Consider the following 22071-nt stretch of genomic DNA (forward strand, 5'->3'; position numbering starts at 1 on the left):
TCAGGCATGTCTTCATCACGGGATGTGAACCCATGCACAGCGTGAAACCTCAGGGACGCCGGAGATTCCGGCCCGCCGCTCTGGCAGCCGTGGCCGCCGCCGTCTCACTTCTGGTCGGCGTTGCCGGCCCGGCGGCCCCAGCCCAGGCGGCGGAGATCACCGACGGTCTGGCCCTCTGGTACAAACTCGACGCCACCTCGGGCACCGTGGCGGTGGACGCCTCGGGCAACGGCCGCAACGGAACCGTCAACGGCGCCGCGGGCTGGTCGGGTTCCGGGGAAGGGCTGACGTTCAACGGCTCCGACACCTACATCAAGGTGCCGGACAACATCATGAGCGGCATGAACTCGATCACCGTCTCGATGGACGTGCGGATCGACGCCACCCAGGCCACGCCGTACTTCCTCTACGGCTTCGGCAACACCAGCAACGGCGCGGGCAACGGCTACCTCTTCACCACCGGCAACTCGTTCCGGACCGCCATCGCGTCCGGGAGCTTCTCCACCGAGCAGAACACCCGGACCTCCGCGGCGCTGCCGCGCTCGGTCTGGAAGCACGTCACCTACACCCAGACCGGCACCACGGGCGTCCTCTACCAGGACGGCGTGGAGGTGGCCCGCAACACGTCGGTCACCGTCACCCCCGGTTCCATCGGGTCGGGCATCACCACGGCCAACTCCATCGGCAAGTCGCTCTTCAGCGCCGACAAGCTCTTCAAGGGCAAGATGCGCGACTTCCGGGTCTACAACCGCGCGCTGGCGCCCGACGAGGTCTTCGAACTCAGCGGGAACACCACGGCCATCGCCCAGGCCACCCACCCCGCGCTGAAGACCGACGCCATCATCGACGACGCCAACAGCAAAATCACGCTGCCGGTGAAGGAGGGCACGGATATCACCGCGCTCGCCCCGCAGTTCACCCTTGTCCAGGGCGCTTCCATCAGCCCGGCCTCCGGCGCCCCGCGCGACTTCACCGAACCGGTGACGTACGAGGTGACCGGCTCCGACGGTGCCAAGCGCACCTGGACGGTCGAGGCGCTGGAGATGAAGAGTCCGGTCCTTCCGGGGCTCACCGCCGACCCGAACATCGTCCGCTTCGGCGACACGTACTACATCTACCCGACCACCGACGGGTTCGCGAACTGGAGCGGTACGCAGTTCAAGGCGTACTCCTCCAAGGACCTGGTCCACTGGACGGACCACGGCGTCATCCTGGACCTCGGTCCCGACATCAGCTGGACCAACAGCCGGGCCTGGGCGCCGGCGATGACCGCGAAGAACGGGAAGTACTACTTCTACTACTCCGCCGACGGGAACATCGGTGTCGCGGTCTCCGACTCGCCCACCGGCCGGTTCACGGACCCCCTGGGCAAGCCGCTGATCGCCCGCGGCGCCTACTCGGGCCAGATGATCGACCCGGCGGTCTTCACCGACGACGACGGCCGGTCGTACCTCTACTGGGGCAACGGCCAGGCGTACGTCGTCCCCCTGAACGACGACATGGTCTCCTTCGACGCCTCCAAGGTCGCCAACATCACCCCCAGCGGCTACCGCGAGGGCTCCTTCGTCGTCAAGCGCAAGGGCACCTACTACTTCATGTGGTCGGAGAACGACACACGTGACGAGAACTACCGGGTTGCCTACGCCACCGGCTCCTCGCCCACCGGTCCCTGGACCAAGCGCGGCGTGATCCTGGAGAAGGACCTCTCCCTCGGCATCAAGGGCCCCGGCCACCACTCCGTGGTGCAGGCGCCGGGCACCGACGACTGGTACATCGCCTACCACCGCTTCGCCATCCCCGGCGGCGACGGCACCCACCGCGAAACCACCATCGACAAGATGGAGTTCGACGCCGACGGCCTGATCAAGAAGGTCGTCCCCACTCTGAGCAGCATCGACCCGGTCACCGGCGGCACCGCCCTGCCGGTGAACACCGCCCGCTCGCTCCGGTCGGTCAACTTCCCCGGCCGCTACGCAGTCGTGCGGTCCGACAGCCTCGGCTACCTCGACCCGGTGACGTCCTCCAGCACCACGGCGGTCAAGCAGAGTGCCACCTTCACCGTCGTCCCCGGCCTGGCCGACGGCAGTTGCTACTCGTTCCGTGACGCGTCCGGCCGCTACCTGCGCCACAAGGACCTCGGGGTCCGCTTCGACGCGAGCAACGGCACTGCGCTCTTCAACAAGGACGCCACCTACTGCGCCCGACCGGGTTCGACCACCGGCTCGGTCAGCCTGGAGTCGTACAACTACCCCGGCCGCTACCTCCGCCACTACAACTACGAGCTGCGCATCGACCCCTTCCAGGACAACGCCACCTTCCGCGCCGACAGTTCCTTCACGGCGGTCAGCCCCTGGGCCTGATCGCGGTCCGCTCGCCAGGTGGCCCGCACCGCGAAGCCCTGCGGGCCACCGGCCTGGCCCAGCGGGATTGGGGGACAGCAGACAGTGTCCCGGCTGATCGACACGTTCGCAGCGGGCGGGGCACCGTGCCCTGAACGCGAAACGGTCTGCCGACTCCGTCGGCAGACCGTCAAGAAAGATCGAGGCCAGGATGACTACTCCGGCTGACTCGCGGATGTCCCCCGCTGCTCTTCAGTTTTGCTGAAGGTTATGCCGGGCGAGCGGCAAGAGATGCTACCGCTTGCCCGGCATTAATTCCGGCCCTTATGCATCCGGAATAATTCAGACTTCGACGCCTTGGGATAATCAGGGCTTGGGCATGCAGCCATTCGTGCTCTTGGTCTGGCATTCCGCCCAGTGCATCGAGGAAGTGATGCCGGTCAATTTACCCATGCTCCCGACGTGGTACTGCTTGCAGTCACCGCCCTCACGCCACTTCTCGATGTTGAACTTGCGGTACTCGACCATGGGGCGCGTGTACCCGCGCTTCTTGGAGTCGACGACCATCTTGTTGGTCACCTTGACTCCCTTGGTGACGCTCTTCGTCACCTCGTAGCCGGTCTTGGCCTCGACCTGGCCGATGCCCCAGCTCACGCTGCCGCCGGCCTCGGCCTTCCAGGTCGACGAGCGAGTGGTGCTCCTTGTTACCGAGATCGACAGAGTGGACTTGGAGGAGCTGCTGTTGTACTTGCTGTGCGTGGGGCCCGTCTGGTCGTATTCATTTTTTCCCCGTTTTCTCTGACTGGCGCTACCCCTCGAGTGGCTGCGCCGGTGAAGAGGAAATTAATCATGCGTGGCAGCCCAAGCAAGGGCATTGCGCGAAAAATCCTGGTGTCATCCTCAGGGAATCCTCAAATTCACGCAAGGGAAGAGCAGGGTGGGTTGCCCGTGGATTTACTGCTCTGCCCGTTCTGCGAGAGGGGGTGAAAGGTCGGCATACGGGCGAATCGGGCACACGGGGAGGGTGTGTGACGTCCGTCACAAGGTATCCCGGTGGCGGCGCAGGGCGGGGGCGCCTTTATGCCTTTCGGGCGACGGCGGGGAGCGGCGGTAATGGTCCTGGTGGAAACGTCTCGGCTTGAGGGTGCGGAGAAGCGGCCGCGCGAGGTTCGCGTGGTGAGTCCGAGAAGGCCGCAGCGGCGCGTGACGCGGAGAAGCGTGCGCGACGCGAGGCCCTCGAGTGATCACGTACCTGGTGGACAGCTCGGCTCTGTGGCACCTGTTCCGCACCCCAGGCGCGCTGCGTCCCCGGCGTACGGCGATCGCGGTACCGCCCTACACCGGTGGTGAACCGGGCCGGACCAGGCCCGTCTTGTAGCCGCGCATGACGAGCCGCATCGACGGGGAGCGGTGCGGCCCGGCATCCCTCCCGTTGCGGGCGCCCGCCGGTTCGGGCGGGCGCCCGCCGGCGGAGACCGCGGGAATGTACATGCCAAACCGGGCCTGGTACCACCAGTCCATCTTCGAGGGGACGGTGTACGCCTCGGCGGTGGCGGGCCACAGGGCCTGCGGCAGGCCGACGACCGCCATTCCTCCGCCGAGAGCGGCGGCCTTCATCAGTGAACGTCTGCTGAGGCGGGCTGAGGACATGGGGCGGCTCCGTAGGTCAGGGAGAGGCAGGGGCAAAGGTGTCAGGAGCAGAGAGGCGGCCTGGTGTCGTACTGGCGCCCCGAGAGGAGACATCGGATGGATTTATAGGATCGCGACGGTGGTCGTGTCTAGAGGCCCGGCGATACCATCCGTAAAAACCGCGCTCAACGGGAGCCTTGAGGCAGGGTCACGGGCTGCTCGCCGATCGGGTCCGAGGTATACATTGGATCTATTCCGCTCAAGGGTGCGGTCGGCGATAGGTAGAGGAAACCTGGTGTCCGTCCGTCGTACCCCGGATCTCGCCACGCAGGCACCCGCCAGGTGGCCGAACCAGACACGTGTGACGCGAACTCATCCCGTGGTTCCCGCAGGCGACCGGCGGGCCGGCGCGGCCGGGCGGCATCCTGGCGGAGGCCGCGGCCCGAGCTCTCTCGGCACGGCCGATTCTCGCCCGGCTCCCGCACCGCTCCCGGCGGTCCCGCCGATCGCCGGCCCATCCAAGGTCGCGCACCCGGAGTACGACGTGGTTGCGCCGACCGTCGTGCCGGCCGGCGACGAGGTCGCAAAGGCTTGTGGTTAAGGCCTTAATCACTCAGCCTTCCCGGCGTCGGCACGGCAACGACGGTCGCCGGGAGGGCGGTCCTGCGATGGCGGACGGCTCGCGGTGGCCGGTGCCGGTCGGCGGCCAGGGCCGCGTACGGCCGCTGCGTGGAGTGGCCACCGGGCGTGCTGGACGGGCACTGTGTTCACCAATGGCCATGGCGGCGTACGTGCGTGGGCGATGGCCGTCGGCATGGACGAAGAGTCCTCGCGATCTCGCGGGTGCCGGACGTCGGTGCGTCACATGGACATTGAGGGGAAGCGGTGGAGGCGACAAGTACACGGGTGCGGCAGGGCACCCCCATACCTCCGGTCGTTGCGGCGCGGTGGGCGCTGTGGACGTTTGTCATCGTCAACTTGGTGGTGGTCGAGGGCCTGTTCCTCACCGCCGGGACCGGCAAGAACGGGGTGCTCACGGTCGCCAAGTTCTTCGGCCTGCACGCCGCCGTGCTGATGCTGTTCCAACTGCTGTTGGTGGCCCGGCTGCCGTGGCTCGACCGCCGTATCGGCATGGACCGGCTGACGGTGTGGCACCGGTGGGTCGGCTTCACCCTGCTGTGGACCCTGCTCACCCACGCCGTGCTGGTGGTGCTGGGCTACGCCAAGCTCTCCAGCACGTCGATGACGAAGACGTTCTTCGCACTGGCCGGAGTGCCGGCCTCCCTGCTCGGCATGCTGGCCGCGGCGATCGTCGTCGTGGTCGCCGCGGTCTCCGCCCGACAGGTGAGGCGGCGACTGCGCTACGAGACCTGGCACGGCCTGCACCTGCTGCTGTACCTGGCGTTGGGGCTGGCGTTCTCCCACCAGTTGCAGGAGACCACGACCTTCAGCTCGTCCGCGTTCGCGATGGCCTACTGGTGGGTCCTGTGGCTGTTCGCGTTCGGTGCCCTGGTCACGGGCCGGATCCTGATGCCCCTGTGGCGCAACGCCTACCACCGGTTCGAGGTCGTGGCGGTGGTGCCGGAGTCGGACGACGTGGTGTCGGTGCACGTCACCGGCCGCCACCTCGACAGGCTGCCGGCCCGGGCCGGCCAGTTCTGCATCTGGCGGTTCCCCGGCCACAACCACTGGTGGCTGGCCAATCCGTTCTCGCTGTCGGCGGCACCCGACGGCCGGACACTGCGCCTGACCGCCAAGGCGGCCGGCAGCACCAGTGCGGGCCTGCGCGGCCTCCCCGTCGGTAGCCGCGCGTTCGTCGAGGGACCGTACGGGGCGTTCACCTCGTTGCACCGGACGCGGCCCGGCGCCCTGCTGATCGCCGGTGGAGTGGGCATCACGCCGGTTCGATCCCTGCTGGAGGAGGAGCAGGGCGGCGACGTCGTCGTGCTCTACCGGGTCCGCAGTGAGCACGACGCCGTGCTGGTCGACGAGGTACGCGCCCTGGTCGCGGACCGGGGCGGGCAACTGCACCTGCTGACGGGCCGCAGGGGAGAGGGGACACCGCCGTTCGAGCCGGACGGTCTCCGTGCCCTGGTCCCCGACATCGCCGAACGCGACGTGTACGTCTGCGGTCCGCCCACGATGACCTCGGCCGTGCTCGGCGCCCTGCGCGAGCTGGGGGTTCCCCAACGGCAGGTGCACGCCGAGCGGTTCGGCCTGGCCTGACCACCGCCGTCCCGGCGCCACCGCCGGGGCGGCGAGAACGCACCGTCCAGCCGTCGGCACGGCCGTGGCGTCGGCACGGCCGGCGGCTGCGGTGCGGGCGACGGACGGCGGCGACTACGGTGTGCCGCTGTCCCGCCGCACCGCGCGCCGCGTGGACCGGCGAGGGATCAGCACCGGCTGCACGCGCCTGTGCCGGTCCACGCCGCCGCGGGAGTTGATGAGAGCGATCAGCAGGTCGACCGCCTCGTCGCTCACCCGGTCCGGGCAGAGGCTCACCGTGGTGACGGGCGGGGCCGTCGTCGCGTAGTCCGGGTCCTCGCTGACACACGCCACCAGCAGGTCCCGCGGCACCCGGAGCCCGTGCTGCCGGGCGGCGGCGAGGATGTTGTGACCGGAGTCGGAGTAGACGCCGATGACGGCGTCCGGTCGCGGATCACGGTCGAGCAGCCGGCTGACCGCGATCCGTTCGGCCGTGAGGTAGTCGGGCAGCGAGGTGTACTCCTCGACGAGGACGGGCATGTCGCGTTCGGCGCACCAGGACGCGTAGGCGCGTCCGACCGACCGCGGGTACGCGTCGTCGTACAGCGGCTGGGAGAGCCCGATCCGTCGGGCGCCGGCCTCCGACAGGTGGTCGAGCATGAGGCGAACGCCCGCCTCGTAGTCGGAGTCCACCCATGCGTCGCCCCAGCGCGGCTGGAGCGGCCGGCCATCGCTGACCATGGGGATGCCCCGCTCCCGCAGGAGGGCACGCACCGGGTCGTCGGCTCGCGGTGCGACGTGGATGACGCCGTCCATCGGAGTGTTGAGCCACATCCACGGTGACAGCGAACTCGGCATCACCATGAGCATGTAGCCGCGCTCGTGCGCCGCCGCCATCGCGCCCAGGGCGAGCTGCGCGTAGTACGGGATCTCCGTGTACGGGACGGGAAGGTCGCCGTACGTCGTCATCGTCAGGCCGAGCACACCGGTGCCGCCGCGGGCCATGGCCCGTGCCGTGCTGGCCGGGGCGCAACCGACTTCGCGTGCCGCGGCCAGTACGCGCTGTCTGGTCGCCTCGGACAGTCGTCCGGTGCCGTTGAGCGCGTTCGACACCGTGGCCGTGGACACCCCCGCCCGCGCGGCCACAGCGCCGAGCGTGGGACGCCGCCAGGCACGAGAGCTGTCCATGCCCACCCCAGATGCCCCGCGATCACTAGTTGATTGAAAACTTGAACAGGCAGCCTACTCTGCTGCGGAGTGTGACCTGGTTCACTCTCCCCGGTCGATGATCCGGCCGGCGTTCGGCGGTCATAGGTTCGTGACGCGCTCAGGGGTGGAGCGTGGCCTCGCCGGTCACGAGGACGCCGGTCTCCTGGCCGGGACCCACCCGGACCGGGCCCGCGAGACGAACCTCGACCGGTTCGTCGAGGCCCGGCACGGCGACGGTCACCTTGGCGTCGTGCCCGTAGAAGCACACGTCCGTGACCGTGCCCCGCACGGCCTCCGCCGCATCCGCATCCGCATCCGAGTCCGGGTCGGTGAGCCGGAGTTGCTCGGGCCGCAGGACCACCGTGCCGGTGCGCCACCCGTGCGGTCGTGGGGCCAGCTTCACGGTGCCCAGCGCCGTGGTGGCCGTGGCGCTGTCGCCGCGCACCGTACCGGGGAGCAGCACGGCGTCACCTACGAAACCGGCGACCCAGGGATCGGCGGGGCTCCGGTACAGCTCCTGCGGGGTGTCGCACTGGGCGACGCGGCCCTGCCGTACGACCGCCACGAGGTCGGCGGTGGACAGGGCCTCCTGCTGGTCGTGGGTGACCAGCAGGGCCGTGGCACCGGTGGCCCGCAACGCGGCCCGGACATCCGCCCGGACGCCGGCGCGCAGGGCGCTGTCGAGGGCGTTGAACGGTTCGTCGAGCAGCACGAGGTCGGGCCGTGGGGCGAGCGCCCTGGCCAGGGCGATGCGCTGCTGCTGTCCTCCGGAGAGTTCGTGCGGCATGCGGTCGCCGTGTCCGGCCAGCCCGACGAGGTCGAGCATCTCGTCGGTCCTGCGGCGGCGTTCGCCCCGGTCGGGCCCGGCCAGGCCGAAGGCGACGTTGCGGGCCACGCTCAGGTGCGGGAAGAGTGCGCCCTCCTGGGGCACGATGCCGACGCGGCGGCGCTCCGGTGGGAGGTGGACGCCGGGGCCGGTCAGGGTGCGTCCGCCGAGGGTGACCGTGCCGGCGTCGGCGCGCAGGAATCCGGCGACGATGCGCAGCAGGGTGGTCTTGCCGCAGCCGGAGGGCCCGAGCACGGCGGCCAGGGCGCCGCCCGGCACGGTCAGGTCCAGCCCTCGCAGGACCGGCGCTCCGGGGCCGTAGGACTTGGCCAGTCGCTCCACACGCAGGTCGTTGCGGCGCTCGGGATCGTTCATCCGGACTCCTTCGTGGATACCCCGGCCTTCAGGCCTGGGAGGAAACGAGGCTCCTGTGGTGCAGGGAGGGGTACTTGTCGTGATCGACCGCTGGTTCCTCAGCTCGACCTCAACGGGAGTCCTCCCGGACGGGGCGGTCGTCGGTGAAGCAGGAACCCCAGCGGGCGACCGCTGGAACCCCCCGTCTTTGGGCGGGGGAGGAAGTCAAGTGCGGTGCCTGCCCAGGAGGTAGGAGGGGATGGCGGCGAGCAGGACGAGTGCGGCGGCGTAGGGCGCGGCGGCGGCGAATGACCCTGCGCCGGTCTCGGTCCACAGCCGGGTGGCCAGGGTGTCCATGCCGGTGGGGCGCAGCAGCAGGGTGGCGGGCAGTTCCTTCATGCAGACCACGAAGGTGAGGGCGGCGCCGGCCGCCACCCCCGGTGCGGCCAGCGGCACGGTCACCTCGCGCAGCACCCGCAGGGGCGAGCGGCCCAGGGAGCGGGCCACGTCCTCCAGGACGGTCGGCGCCTGGAGGACCGCCGCGCGGGTGGACGCCACCGCGACCGGCAGGAAGAGCACGGCGTAGGCGCAGACCAGCAGGGGGAGTCGCTGATAGAGCGGATAGGCGTAGCGCACCGCGAAGAAGACCAGGGAGAGCGCCACGGTGATGCCGGGCAGCGCGTGCCCGGCGTAGGCGGCCTGCTCCAACAGCCGGGCGCCGCGCCCCCGGTGGCGTGCGGCGATCACGCCGACGGGCAGCGCCAGCAGCGTGGTCAGCGCGGCTCCGGCCGCGGCTACGCCGAGCGTGGTCCAGGCGGCCTGGGCGAGGTCGTCGAGGTCCCAGGTCGCGGACGTGCCGACGGACAGCCAGTAGCCGAGGGTGCCGAGAGGGAACGCCACGGCCACCGCCACCACCGCCGCGCACCAGGCGAGGGCGGGGATCCGCAGGCGCCCCAGCGGCATCGGGACGGCCGGGCGCGCGGTACCGCCGCCGGTCCGGGCATGGCCCGCCCGGCCCCGGGTGCGGGTCTCCGCCGCGACCAGCGCCACCGTCATCACCACCAGCACGACGCTGAGCGCGGCGGCCGGGGTGCGGTCGAAGGAGGCGCGGTAGGAGGTGTGGATGGCGCGGGTGAACGTGTCGTACCGCATCAGCGAGACCGCGCCGAAGTCGGAGAGCACGTACAACGCCACGAGCAGCGCACCGCCGGCGGCCGCCGGACGGAGTTGCGGGAGCGTGACCCGCAGGAACGTGCCGAGGGGTGCGTGGCCGAGGGAGCGTGCGGCCTCCTCCTGCGCCGGGTCGATGCCGCGCAGCGCGGCGGTGACCGGCAGGTGGACGTACGGGAAGCTCACCAGGGTGAGCGCGAGCGCGGCCCCGGTGAACCCCGCGGTCCCTGGAGCGGCGGCGAGCCAGACGAACGCGGCGACATAGCTGGGCACGGCGAGCGGCAGGGTGACCAGCACCGACCAGGCCCGTGCCCAGGGCAGCGCGGTGCGCACCGTCAGCCAGGCCAGGGAGATGCCCAGCACCAGGCAGGCCACCACGACGACCACCGTCAGGCCGAGGCTGCGGCCCAGGAGTCGGAGGGTGCGTTCGTCGGCCACGACGTCCCAGGCGTAGCCGGGGCCGCGTTCGAGGGCGCGGACGGCGAGGTAGCCGAGGGGCAGCAGGGCGAACAGGGCGGCGACGCAGGCGGGGACGAGCAGGACCAGCGGAGTTCTGCGACCGGAGGAGGGCCGACCGAACACGCGGACGCGGTGGGCCGTGCCGCTACGGACGCGGTGGGCCGTGGCGGCGCCTTCACCGCCGGCCGTGTCGGCTCGCTCGTGCCCGGCCGTGTCGGCTCGCTCACGCCCGGCGGAGCCTGAGGCACCGTCCGGGCGCGACGGGGGATGGGATGCGCGCACGGTCGGTCAGACCAGCCCGATGTCCTGGAGCATGGCCAACGTCTCCTGCAGCGACTCCAGTCGGCCGAGGTCGATGTCGGGGGCCTGGAGGGAGTCGAACGGCGGCAGGCCCTCGACCTCGCTGGTCACCCCCGCGGCCAGCGGGTACTCCTTCGTGGTGTCGGCGAAGTAGGTCTGCGCCTCCTTCGACAGCAGGAAGTCGACGGCCTTCTGTGCCGTCTCCGTCTGGCCGCTGTCCTTGAGGATGCCGACGCCGGCCACGTTGATGAGCGCGCCGGGGTCCTTGCCGGGCAGGAAGTGCAGCTTGGCACCGACCTTCTCCTCGCCCTTCTCCGCGACCCGCTCGTACCAGTAGTAGTGGTTGACCAGGCCGAGGGAGACCTCGCCGGCCTCGACGGCGTCCAGGGTGGCCAGGTTGTGGGCGTAGGTCTTGGCACCGTTGGCCTTCAGGGCCTCCAGCCACTCGCGGGTGGCGTCGTCGCCCTCCAGGACGCGCATACCGGTCACGAACGCCTGGAAGGAGGCGTTGGTGGGCGCGAAACCGACCTTGTCCTTCCACTCGGGCTTCACCACGTCGTGGACGCTGTCCGGGACCTCGTCCTCGGTGACCTCGTCCGGGTTGTAGGCGATGACGCGAACACGTCCCGACAGTCCCACCCAGTCGCCGTCCGAGCCGCGGTAGGCCTCGTCCACCTCGTCGAGGCTGGAGGACGGCAGCTTCGCCAGCATGCCCTCCTTGGACAGGGCGCCCAGGGCCCCGGCGTCCTGGGAGAAGAACAGACCGGCCTTGGTGCGGTCGCCCTCCTCCAGTATCTGCGCCGCCAGTTCGGCGCTGTCGCCGTAGCGCACCTCGACCTCGCTGCCGACGGCCTTCTCCAGCTTGTCGAGGATCGGCTTGACCAGCTTCTCGTTGCGCCCGGAGTAGATGACGAGGGCGGAGTCGCCGCCCTTCGCCGTGCCGCCCTTGTCGTCGGCGGAGCCGCATGCGGCGAGGGCGGGGAGGAGCAGACCGGCCGCGAGGAGCGCGGTGATCCGGTCAGCCGGGGGGCGTCGCATGAGGGTGCCTTCCTGCGTGGCTCGCCCGTACGTACTGGTCACGTCGGGATGGGCGAGCGGCGGAGTGATGCTTTTCAGCCAACTGTGAACATGCTATGAATAAGGTAAACCTTGCCTAAGCGTCAAGGGATCTGTGCCATTTGCGGACGCTGCCGCAGAAAGGTTGCGCGCCCGTGATATCCCCGCCCGAGCCGCTCCCGGTCCCCTCGACCACGCCGCTCCCGGTCCCCTCCACCGCTCCTGCCGGGCGTCCCGCCTCGGCACTGTCGGTCGTACCGGGCGCGAATGCCGCTCCGACCACGTTCCCGAAGCCGTCCGTGGGGGCGCACAGCAACCCGTCCGTGAAGCCGCACGGGCACCCGTTCGTGGGGCCGCACGGTGAACCGCCCGTGCGGCCACGGGTGGTGGAGTTCGCCCGCGACCTCGCCGCGCACGGCGAACGCGTCGCCCTCATCACCGCGGACGGCGAGCTGTCGTACGGCGAACTCGCCGCACGTGTGACGGAGACCGCCGCCCGCCTCGGCACCACCCGCCGCCTGGTCCTGCTCACCGGAGCCAACCGGGTGGACGCCCTCGTCGTCTACCTCGCCGCCCTCTCCGCCGGCCACCCACTGCTGCTGGTCCCCGGGGACAACGACACCGCCCTGGACTCACTCGTCGCCGCCTACGACCCCGACGTGGTCGTACGCCCCGGCCCCGACGGGGACGCCACACGCTGGCACTTCGACGAGCGGCACAGAGGCACCGTCCACACCCTGCACCCGGAACTCGCGCTGCTCCTCAGCACCTCCGGTTCGACCGGATCGCCCAAGCTGGTCCGGCTCTCGCACGAGAACCTCCAGGCCAACGCCGCGTCCATCGCCACCTGTCTGAACATCAAGGACGGCGACCGCGCCGCGACGACGCTGCCCATGCACTACTGCTACGGCCTGTCGGTCATCAACAGCCATCTGCTGCGCGGGGCCGCACTGATCCTCACCGGTCTCTCGGTCACCGACGCCTGCTTCTGGGACCTGTTCCGCGCCGCCCGTGGCACGACCCTCGCCGGTGTGCCGTACACCTTCGACCTGCTCGACCGGGTCGGCTTCGCACAGATGGAGCTGCCCCACCTGCGCTACGTCACCCAGGCCGGCGGCCGGCTCGCGCCCGAACGCGTCGCCCGCTACGCCGAGACGGGCCGCCGCGCGGGCTGGGACCTGTTCGTGATGTACGGGCAGACCGAGGCGACCGCCCGCATGGCCTACCTGCCCCCCGCGCGCACCGCCGAGCGCCCGCAGGCCGTCGGCGTGCCGATCCCCGGCGGTTCCTTCCGGCTCAGGCCCGTGGACGGCCTCGACGAACCCGACACCGGCGAACTGGTCTACTCGGGCCCGAACGTCATGCTCGGCTATGCCGAGAGCCCGGCCGACCTCGCCCGGGGCCGCACCGTCGAGGAACTGCGCACCGGAGACATCGCCAGGCGCGCCCCCGACGGCCTGTACGAGATCGTGGGTCGCCACGGCCGGTTCGCCAAGATCGTGGGTCTGCGCATAGACCCGCAGCGCGTGGAGGCGATCCTGGAGCGACACGGCGTACGCGCCTGCTGCGCGGGCGACGACGACGTCCTGGCCGTACTCACACTGGAAACCGACGGCGTCGACGCGACTGGCGTCCGGCGTCTGGTGGCCGAGGCCTGCGGCCTGCCACCCCGCGCGATACGGGTGCGGACGGTGCCCGAACTGCCGCGGCTGGCCTCGGGAAAGCCCGACTACGCGACCGTGCGACGGCTGGCGCGCGAGCAGGTGGCGCAGCAGCCCGGACACGGTGACACGACCGACGACCTCCGCGCCCTGTACGCCCTGATCCTCGACCGCGCAGACGTCGGCGCGGACTGCAGCTTCGTGAGCCTGGGCGGCGACTCGCTCTCCTACGTCGAGATGTCACTGCGACTGGAGCAGGCCCTGGGTGTGTTGCCCGCCGACTGGCACACCACACCGATCAGGGAGCTGAGCGGCCGTGCCGCCGAGCGGCGCGGCCCTCGACAGACGCCCGTGGGACGGGGGCCGCGGCACGGCCTCCGGCGCGGCCTGGAGACCGGCATCGCCCTGCGGGCCATCGGGATCGTCCTCATCGTGGGCTCGCACATCCCCGTCTTCACCGTCCAGGGTGGTGCGCATGTGCTCCTCGGCGTGGCCGGCTTCAACTTCGCCCGGTTCCAGCTCTCCGCGCACGACCGCCGGGACCGCCTGCGGAGGCTGTGGCGCAGCATCGCGCGCATCGCCCTGCCCAGCATGGTGTGGATCACCTTGGCGGTGCTGCTGACCCGCGAGTACGACCTGGCCAACATCGTGCTGGCCAACAGCCTCTTCGCACAGGACAACTCCCACCCGGAGTGGCGGTACTGGTTCGTCGAGGCGCTGGTCTACTTCCTCGTCGGGCTGGCGACACTGCTGGCCGTCCCGCTGCTCGACCGGGCGGAGCGGCGCAGTCCGTTCGGCTTCGCACTGGCTCTGGTGGGACTGGGACTGGTCGGGCGGTACGACCCGTGGCACCTCGCCCACATCCGCTACCACCTCAGCCCCACGGTCGTCTTCTTCCTCTTCGCCCTCGGCTGGGCGGCCGCACGGGCGCGCACGGCCGGGCAGCGGTTGCTGCTCACCGCGGTCGTGGTGGCCACCGTGCCTGGGCTGTTCCCCGCCGGTCAGTCCCTGCGGACATCGCTCGTCATCGGCGGTCTGATCCTGCTGCTGTGGATCCCGGTCCTGCCCAGCATCGCCCCGGTCAACCGGCTGGCGGGCGTCCTGGCGGGCAGCTCCCTGTACATCTACCTGACGCACTTCCAGGTCTACCCCTACCTCCCGGACACCCCTCCGCCGCTGGTCCTGCTGATCTCCCTGGTGCTCGGGGTGGGATACGGGGCGGTGGCCACGCGACTGATGCGCAGGTGCCTTCCGTAGGCGGGCTTCGGTGGTGGGCGGTGGAGGGCGGCTCCGGTTCGCCGTCGAGTCCGCTCAGTCTCTAGAAACGGTCCCGTTCCATTAGCCGCACTGCGGTACTGCTTCAGTAACTCTTGTTTGTGGTGAAGTGGCACTACAGGGAGAATCGGGGCATGAACAGCAAGCCACGCCGGATCGTCGACCTCAGCCACTCCATCCGGCACGGGATGATCACCTACCCCGGGCTCCCCGGGCCGGAGATCGGTGAGCACCTCACCCGGGAGGCCTCACGGGAGATCTACGCGCCCGGCACCGAGTTCGCGATGGGCCGGATCTCGATGGTGTCCAACACCGGCACCTACGTCGACAGCCCTCATCACCGCTTCGACGGCGGCCACGACCTCGCCGAACTGCCGCTCGACAGGCTGACCGACCTGGATGGCGTCGTCGTCCGAGTCCAGGACACCGGACGCCGGGCCGTGGACCGGGAGGCGCTGCTGCCGTACGAGGTGACGGGCCGGGCCGTGCTGATCCACACCGGCTGGGACCGGCACTGGGGCACGGACCGGTACGGACACGGCCACCCCTACCTCACTGCCGACGCCGTCGCCTGGCTCGTCGAGCGAGGCGCCGTCCTCGTGGGCATGGACACCCTCAACATCGACGACACCGACGACGGCACCCGCCCCGCCCACACCGGCCTGCTCGCCGCCGGCATCCCCGTCGTGGAACACCTGCGAGGCCTGGAGCAAGTGCCCGACCAGGGCTTTCGCTTCCACGCCGCACCACCGGCCGTCGAGGGCATGGGCACGTTCCCGGTACGGGCGTACGCGCTGGTGGACGACTGAGGAGAACGTTCGCCGCGAAACCCGGATGTCCGGGCCGGCTCTCCCTTCTAGGCTGACGCCGTGACCGACCTCGACATCAAGCGCCTGGACGGCGCCGCGGGCGACGCGGAACTCGAAGCTTGGCGGTACGTCCACAACACGATCATCCCCACGCACCACCTCACCCTCGACGACGTCCGCGAGCGCGCCGTACGCAACCACCTCGAACTCGCCCACGTCGACGGCGTCCTCGTCGGCAACTCCACGGTCCGCCCGCCGGAGGGGGACTCGGCGACGGCCACGGTCATCGCCCGCGTCCTCGCCGGACACCGGCGGCTGGGGTACGGCGAGCAGTTGTACGAGCGGGCACTGCGGCGGGCGCGGGAGCTGGGCGCCCTGGTGATCGAGACGTGCGTGCTGGAATCGAACGAGGACGGACTGCGGTTCGCGCTCGCCCACGGCTTCGTCGAAATCGAGCGCTACCGGCTGGACGGCGACACGATCCCGTGGATCGACCTGCGGCTGGAGGGGTGACCGAAGCCCCCTACAGCTTCCCCGCGATGTCCAGCGCGGCCACGTAGCCGAAGGTCATCGCCGGCCCGATCGTCGACCCGGCCCCCGCGTAACTGCGGCCCATGACGGCGGCACTGGCGTTGCCCGCCGCGTACAGCCCGGGGATCACGGAGCCGTCCGGCCGCAGTACGCGGGCGCGGGCGTCGGTGAGCAGGCCGCCCTTGGTGCCGAGATCGCCCGGCACGATGCGCAGGGCGTAGTAGGGCGGCAGCCACAGCGGCGCCAGACAGGAGTCGGGCTGCACGGACGGGTCCGTGTAGTAGTGGTCGTACGCGCTGTCGCCGCGCCCGAAGTCGGTGTCGTCCCCCTGCCGGGCGAGGGAGTTGAAACGGTCGACGGTGGAGCGGAGGGCGGCGGCCGGGACACCGATGGCGGCGGCGAGCGCGTCCAGCGTCCACGCCTTGTGGACGGCCCCGGCGTCGTACCACTCGTCGGGGAACGGGAAAGTGGGCGCGATGTCCTTGAAGAGGTACCGGTTGCGGTAGTTCTGGTCGACGATCAGCCACGCCGGGATGTGCGAGGCGGACGCCGTGTCCTTCTCGTACATCGTGTGGACGACATCGCTGTAGGGCCCCGCCTCGTTGACGAACCGAGCCCCTGCCCCGTTGACCATCAGCCCACCGGGCAGCGTACGTTCGGCGAGACAGAACCAGGCCTGGCCCGGCGTGGCGACGGCAGGCCCCCACCAGGCGTCGTCCATGAGCGCGACATCCGCACCGGCCCGCTGGCCCGCCCGTATCCCGTCCCCGGTGTTCTCCTTCGCCCCCACCGTCCACCCCGTGCCCACGGGCTGCTCCTGATACCGCTCCCGCATGGCCGCGTTGTGCTCGAAGCCGCCGGAGCCGACGATGACACCCCGGCGAGCGCGGACCAGCCCGGGGGTGCCGTTCCTGGTGACGACCGCGCCCGTCACGGCCCCGTTCTCCAAGTACAGGTCCGTCAGCGGGGTGTCGAGCCACACCGGCACACCGGCGCCGAGCAGCCCGGCCCGCAGCCCGCCCGCCAGCGCCTGCCCCATGGTGAGCGGCTTCTGCCCCAGCAGCGCGGCCCGCGTCCCCCGGGCGAGACACTCCGTGGCGACGGCCAGCCCCTTCGCACTCACGGCGGTCAGCGCCAGCCACTTGTAGTCGGCGCTGAAGACGACCATCCCGGCCGGCACGGACAGATAGGGGGGATTCAGCCGAGCCAGCTCATCGCCCAGCAGGTTCCCGTCGAACTGGTCCGGCTCGATGGACCGCCCGCCCGGCAGCCCGCCCGGCAGCTCGGGATAGTAGTCGCTGTACCCCTCCATGAACCGGAACCGCAGCGGGCTGTTGGCCATGACGAACGACAGCATGGCGGGCCCGTGGTCGAGGAACGCCTTCTGCCGGTCGGCGGGCACCTCGTCCCCGACGACAGCCGCGAGGTAGGTGGCCGCCTTGGCAGGCGTGTCCGGTACCCCCGCCGACTTGATCACGGTGTTGTTCGGCAGCCAGATCCCCGCCCCCGAACGCGCCGCCGACCCCCCGAACGTCGGCGCCTTCTCCACGACGACGCAACTGAGGCCCTGCTTCGCCGCCGTGAGCGCGGCGGTCATCCCGGCGGCCCCGGAGCCGATGACGACGACGTCGTAGGTGCCGAGCACGGGTGGGGCGGCTGCCGAGGCCGTCCCCACCGGCCCACCGGTCACCGCCAGTGCGGCACCCGCACCCGCGGCCGTGCCGAGCACCCGCCGCCGCGAGGGACCCGCGTCCGTCGCCGTACGTCTCTCAGGATCCGCGCTCTTGGACATGCCGGACGCTCCAGCCTCGCGAAGGGACGGGTGGCCGTGCTGTTCCCCCGGGAGGCGATTGGGTCCCCCGCGTCCCGGACGTGGTGCGGAGCATCGAATCTGACGTGAAGGGATGGTGAAGTCAAGGCATGCGTCGCCGTGGTGCGCCCGGGACGTGAGCCGCGCACACCCTCCGGCTACCGCTACCGCTACCGCTACCGCTACCGCAACCGCTGGTCGCCGTCCCGGGGGTATTGGTTGACGACTTTGCCCGTGACCGGCGCGTGGAAAGTGCCCCGATAGCTGATGTGATCCCCGCCGTACCTCGCGCCGTCCGACCCGCCGTCGTGGGAGCCGGGTGCCGTGGTGGGGGCGTCGACCGGCCTGAGCTTGTGGAGGACCGCCACGAACGCTTCGGCCGCTCGCTCGGCGGCGAGTGTCTGGGAGCCCTTCTTGTCGGTGTCTCCCTTGGTGCCGTCCGCCTTGTCACTGATCCCCCGGATGATCATGGCGTTCAGCCGGTCGCTCACGTGCGCGGCGTGGGCGAACCCCGTGCCCTCCATCTCGATGGCCACGGCGTCCCCGTAGTGGTGCTGGAGGAAGCTCACGAGATCGGCCCGGTCGTCGTCGAGCACCACGTCACCCACGGCGATGGGCTTGAACTCGGCGGTGTCCTCCAGAGCTTTGCCCGCGGCCTGCTCCAGTCGGTAGGAGACCGGCCACGACTCGGGGCGCACATCGAAACGGCCGTCCTGGAGCTTGCCACCGTGGATCGCGTACACCTTGGACGCCACCACGACGGTGCCGACCTCCAGGTTCTTGTCCAGGCGACCCGCGATTCCCACGTAGAACGCCGCCTGCGGACGGAACCAGTCGTTGACCCGCATGGTGCCGGTCGACGCGTTGAGGACTCCCCTGCCCGTACGGACGAGCGCGATCCGCCAGGGGAGCCCGGGAATCCGCCCCACATCGGCATATGTTCCGTCCTCGTGCGGTACTTCTTCGATGTTCGTGAGAAGGGCCTTCACCGCCTTGTACTCGACGGGGAGGGCGGTCAGAACCGCCACCGTGGGCTCGACGCGAGACATACGTTCACGGTACGCCAGGCCGACGGGGGACGGGTGTGGACGAGGACCGGATCACGGCTCTGACGGCGTTGCTCAGGGCCCTGCGTGAGGGTGCGGGCGGAGAACCCGGGCGGACGGCGATGCGGGAACTGCCCGGCGGACTCGGCGACATGGTGGAGGCCACCGCTCCCGCCGACGTGGCCCGCGCCGTGCTGGATCCCGGTGCGCGCGGGCGGCTGCGCACCTGGGCCGAGGAACTGGCACGCTCGCTGGCCGCTGATCCCGAACTCGCGGAACGGGTGGCCGAGGCCATGGACCGGCACGTCCCGGGCAGCGGCACCGTCTGGTACGCCCACGACCACGTGGACTTCAGCGGCATGTTCCTGCGCGAGGTCGTCGGTGTACAGGTCAACGTGGGTGCCAAGGCCCCACCGACCGCCCACGACTCGTTGCCGCCGCGCACCACCGGATTCGCGGGACGGACACGGGAGTTGGAACAACTGCGGGAGGCACTCGATCCGTCCCGGGCCGGAGAACTGCCCGTCCTCGTGACCGCAGTGTCCGGCCTCGGCGGCATCGGCAAGACCGCCCTGGCGGTGGTGGCCGGACACGCGGCACGGGACCGGGGCTGGTACCCCGGCGGGCTCTTCTTCGTGGACCTTCGCGGCTACGACGAGGTCCCGGGCACCCCGGAGTCGGCCCTGGAGTCGCTGCTCGTCGCCCTCGGAGTGCCCCAGGAACACATACCCGAGCGGGGGGACGACCGTGCGGCGCTCTACCGGACCACACTCGCCGAGCGGGAGGGCACCCACGGACCGGCGCTGATCCTCGCCGACAACGCCTCCTCGGCGGACCAGGTCCGGCCCCTGCTGCCCGGGGGCTCAGGACACCGCGTACTGGTCACCGCCCGCTCACGCCTTCCCCAACTGGACGCCCGGCTGCTGAGGCTGGACGAACTCACCGGTGCCGACGCCCACGACCTGCTGGACCGGGCGCTGCGCATCGCCGACCCCTCGGACACCCGGATCACCGACGACCGCGCGCGAGCCGCGGACCTGGCCGGCCTCTGCGGCCATCTGCCGCTGGCCCTGCGGATCGTGGCCGCGCTGCTGGCGGGCGACCCGGAGCTGTCCGTCGACGACCTGGTCGCGCAACTCGACACATCCCGGCAGCGGTTGAAGCTCCTGGAGGACGGTGAACGCAGCGTCCTGGCCAGCTTCGACCTGTCGTACCGGCGGCTGCCCGACGACCAGGCCCGTGCCCTCCGGCTGCTGGCCCTGGCCCCCACCGCACGCTCCGCCACGGCGGCCGTCGCCGCTCTCCTGGACGACACGGCGCCCTCAGCGGTCCTCTCCGCACTGCTGCGGGCCCACTTGGTGGAGCGGGCCGGCCCCGAGCGCTGGCGGCTGCATGACCTCGTGAGGGAGTACGCGGCGACCGTCGCCGCCGACCAACCCGACCTGCGTGCGGAGGGCGACGCGGCGCGTGTACGGGTGTTGCGGTTCTACTGCACCCGGACGGCGGCGGCGACGGACTGGCTGTGGGATGTCGTGCCGTCCCCCCGGGAGGGGTTCGAGGACCGTGACAGCGCTCTCGCCTGGCTGGTCATGGAACAGGAGAACCTGGTGGCGGCCCTGGAGTGGACCGGCCATGACGGCTGCGGTCACCTGGCCGCTGCTCTCGCCGACCAACTGTGGCACTACCTCGACTGGCGGCGGGAGTCGGGTCCTCAGGCCCCCGAACGGAAACCCGAAGACGGTACGACCGCGGCGCATTCCTATCGGCCGGGCTGGGTGAACGAAGCCATCGGTACCCGCGTCCAGGCGATCGCCGCGCACCGGGCGAGCGGTGACTGCGTGCGCGAGGCCGTGGCGTGGAACGCCCTCGGCTTCCTGTTCGGAGAAGCGTTGCGTGTCGAGGAGGCGATCAGTGCGCACTCGACCGCCGTCTTCCTCTTCCAGACCGCCGGCGACTGGAACGGCGCGGGCGCGGCCTGGAACAACCTGGGCACCACCTTGTCCCGCAGCGGACGCGCCCGAGGCGCTGTGCAGGCGCACGCCCGTGCCCGGGACATCTTCCAGCAGGTCACGGGGGACCTTGGGAAGGAAGGATGGGCGTGGACCAATCTCGCCGAACCCCTCGGACGGTTGGGGAGAGAACAGGAGGAGGCCGAGGCGAGCGAGATCGCACTGGATCTGTGCGAAAGGTCCGGCATGCTGCTGATGACCGCTCATATCCTTCGCAACCTGGCGTCGCAGCACCGGACGGTGGACGATCCCGCCACCGCCCGTGCCTACTGGACCCGGTCGGCCGAGGCCTACGTCCGGGCGGGCGCTCCCCATGAGGCCGCCTGCGCCCGGGCCATGGCCCGGGCGCCGTAGGGCGACCGTCCGTCCGTTTCGTGGTCTGGGCGGCAGGGAAATGTTCGGGCAGCGTGGTCCCGGTCCGTATGGGCCGAGGGAGGGGGAGCGCTGTGCATGACCTGGCGCGGGCGCCGGCCCATGTCCGGGCGCCCGACGGGCGGCTGTTACGGGTCGACTGCTCGGGGGATCCGTGTGGGCGGCCGGTCTTCCTGTTCCACGGGATGCCGGGCAGCCGGGTCGGCCCCCGGCCGCGGCCGATGTTCCTCTACCAGCGCGGGACACGGCTCATCAGTTACGACCGGCCGGGGTACGGGGGGTCCGACCGCAGACCTGGCCGCCGGATCGTCGACGCCGTGGGGGACGTGACCGTCGTCGCCGACGCGCTGGGCATCGACCGTTTCGCGGTGGTGGGCCGGTCCGGTGGCGCGCCGCACGCGCTGGCCTGTGCCGCGCTGCTGCCCCACCGGGTGACCCGGGCGGCCGCCCTGGTGACCCTCGCTCCCCGGGACGCCGCCGGGCTCGACTGGTACGCGGGGATGGCCCCTTCCAACGTCCGCGAGTTCAGTTGCGCGCTCACCGATCCCCAGGGCTTCACGGCCCGGCTGATCCCGCGCTCCGCGGCGATCCGCTCCGACCCCGCGCGGCTGCTGGAGCAACTGCGTGACGACCTGACCGACGAGGACCGGCTGATCGTCTCCGACAACGGCATCCGCTCGATGCTGCTGCGGAACTACCAGGAGGCGGTGCGGACCTCGCCGTACGGATGGATCGACGACGCGCTCGCGCTGACCTCTCCCTGGGGGTTCGAGCCCGGTGAGATCCGCGTGCCGGTGCTGTTCTGGTACGGCGCGAAGGACGTCTTCTCCCCGGCCGCCCACTCCTCCTGGCTGGCCGAGCGCATCCCGCGCGCCACCGCCGTCCTCGAACCCGCCGCCGCCCACTTCGCCTCGCTGCGCGCCCTCCCGGGGGTCCTGAGCTGGCTGCTGAGAGGTACGCCGCTGCCCCTGACACCGCCCGTCTGAATCCGCCCGGGAGGGCGCCGCGGCC

Annotated in this window: 14 protein-coding genes and 1 pseudogene; 7 read left to right on the forward strand and 8 right to left on the reverse strand. The window is 70.8% G+C overall.

Annotation, left to right across the window (positions count from 1 at the left end):
• The first annotated feature begins 41 nt into the window (after positions 1-41).
• The gene (locus tag ACFY9I_RS17185; RefSeq protein ID WP_391002706.1) at positions 42-2360 is read left to right on the forward strand and encodes a family 43 glycosylhydrolase; all 2319 of its coding nucleotides are present in this window, start codon (positions 42-44) and stop codon (positions 2358-2360) included.
• A gap of 345 nt (positions 2361-2705) precedes the next feature.
• Here ACFY9I_RS17185 and ACFY9I_RS17190 read toward each other — a convergent pair whose 3' ends face one another.
• Both ACFY9I_RS17190 and ACFY9I_RS17195 read right to left on the reverse strand, forming a co-directional pair.
• Positions 2706-2993: a hypothetical protein gene (locus tag ACFY9I_RS17190; RefSeq protein ID WP_391002343.1), complete on the reverse strand. Its 288-nt coding sequence runs from the start codon at positions 2991-2993 to the stop codon at positions 2706-2708.
• Positions 2994-3821: 828 nt separating this feature from the next.
• Positions 3822-3989 (reverse strand): annotated as a pseudogene (locus ACFY9I_RS17195) (twin-arginine translocation signal domain-containing protein); the annotation flags it as partial.
• An 864-nt stretch (positions 3990-4853) separates the two neighbouring features.
• On the opposite strand from ACFY9I_RS17195, the gene ACFY9I_RS17200 reads away from it, so the two are divergent.
• Positions 4854-6194 (forward strand): ferric reductase-like transmembrane domain-containing protein, encoded by a 1341-nt coding sequence (locus tag ACFY9I_RS17200; protein ID WP_391002345.1) that lies wholly within the window; start codon positions 4854-4856, stop codon positions 6192-6194.
• Positions 6195-6308: 114 nt separating this feature from the next.
• Here the strand turns inward: ACFY9I_RS17200 and ACFY9I_RS17205 are convergent, their stop codons facing one another.
• The 4 genes from ACFY9I_RS17205 to ACFY9I_RS17220 all read right to left on the reverse strand — a co-directional run bounded on the left by ACFY9I_RS17205 (position 6309) and on the right by ACFY9I_RS17220 (position 11529).
• Positions 6309-7361 carry a substrate-binding domain-containing protein gene (locus tag ACFY9I_RS17205; RefSeq protein ID WP_391002347.1) on the reverse strand — a complete coding sequence of 351 codons (1053 nt, stop codon included), beginning with the start codon at positions 7359-7361 and terminating at the stop codon, positions 6309-6311.
• Between the two features lie 139 nt (positions 7362-7500).
• On the reverse strand, positions 7501-8583 hold the full coding sequence (locus ACFY9I_RS17210; RefSeq protein ID WP_391002349.1) for an ATP-binding cassette domain-containing protein: 1083 nt from the start codon (positions 8581-8583) through the stop codon (positions 7501-7503).
• Between the two features lie 204 nt (positions 8584-8787).
• Positions 8788-10314 (reverse strand): ABC transporter permease subunit, encoded by a 1527-nt coding sequence (locus tag ACFY9I_RS17215; RefSeq protein ID WP_391002351.1) that lies wholly within the window; start codon positions 10312-10314, stop codon positions 8788-8790.
• Positions 10315-10479: 165 nt separating this feature from the next.
• Positions 10480-11529 carry an extracellular solute-binding protein gene (locus tag ACFY9I_RS17220; protein WP_391002353.1) on the reverse strand — a complete coding sequence of 350 codons (1050 nt, stop codon included), beginning with the start codon at positions 11527-11529 and terminating at the stop codon, positions 10480-10482.
• A gap of 341 nt (positions 11530-11870) precedes the next feature.
• Here ACFY9I_RS17220 and ACFY9I_RS17225 point away from each other — a divergent pair, with 341 nt between their 5' ends.
• From ACFY9I_RS17225 to ACFY9I_RS17235, 3 genes are all read left to right on the forward strand, one after another.
• On the forward strand, positions 11871-14465 hold the full coding sequence (locus tag ACFY9I_RS17225) for an AMP-binding protein (RefSeq protein WP_391002355.1): 2595 nt from the start codon (positions 11871-11873) through the stop codon (positions 14463-14465).
• A gap of 152 nt (positions 14466-14617) precedes the next feature.
• Positions 14618-15292, forward strand: coding sequence for a cyclase family protein (locus tag ACFY9I_RS17230; protein ID WP_391002357.1), 675 nt, complete (start codon positions 14618-14620; stop codon positions 15290-15292).
• A 60-nt stretch (positions 15293-15352) separates the two neighbouring features.
• Entirely contained in the window at positions 15353-15805 is a 453-nt protein-coding gene (locus tag ACFY9I_RS17235; RefSeq protein WP_391002359.1) for a GNAT family N-acetyltransferase, read from the forward strand.
• A 10-nt stretch (positions 15806-15815) separates the two neighbouring features.
• Here the strand turns inward: ACFY9I_RS17235 and kstD are convergent, their stop codons facing one another.
• A complete protein-coding gene (gene kstD / locus ACFY9I_RS17240) occupies positions 15816-17615 on the reverse strand; it encodes a 3-oxosteroid 1-dehydrogenase (RefSeq protein ID WP_391002361.1) in 1800 nt (599 codons plus the stop codon).
• A gap of 200 nt (positions 17616-17815) precedes the next feature.
• Positions 17816-18682, reverse strand: a complete 867-nt coding sequence (locus ACFY9I_RS17245) for a nucleosidase (RefSeq protein ID WP_391002363.1) — start codon at positions 18680-18682, stop codon at positions 17816-17818.
• Between the two features lie 35 nt (positions 18683-18717).
• On the opposite strand from ACFY9I_RS17245, the gene ACFY9I_RS17250 reads away from it, so the two are divergent.
• Both ACFY9I_RS17250 and ACFY9I_RS17255 read left to right on the forward strand, forming a co-directional pair.
• Positions 18718-21042, forward strand: coding sequence for a regulator (locus ACFY9I_RS17250; RefSeq protein ID WP_391002365.1), 2325 nt, complete (start codon positions 18718-18720; stop codon positions 21040-21042).
• Positions 21043-21134: 92 nt separating this feature from the next.
• Entirely contained in the window at positions 21135-22046 is a 912-nt protein-coding gene (locus tag ACFY9I_RS17255; protein WP_391002367.1) for an alpha/beta fold hydrolase, read from the forward strand.
• Positions 22047-22071: the final 25 nt, after the last annotated feature.

The organism is Streptomyces sp. NPDC012510 (genome assembly GCF_042955065.1).
Lineage (GTDB): Bacteria > Actinomycetota > Actinomycetes > Streptomycetales > Streptomycetaceae > Streptomyces.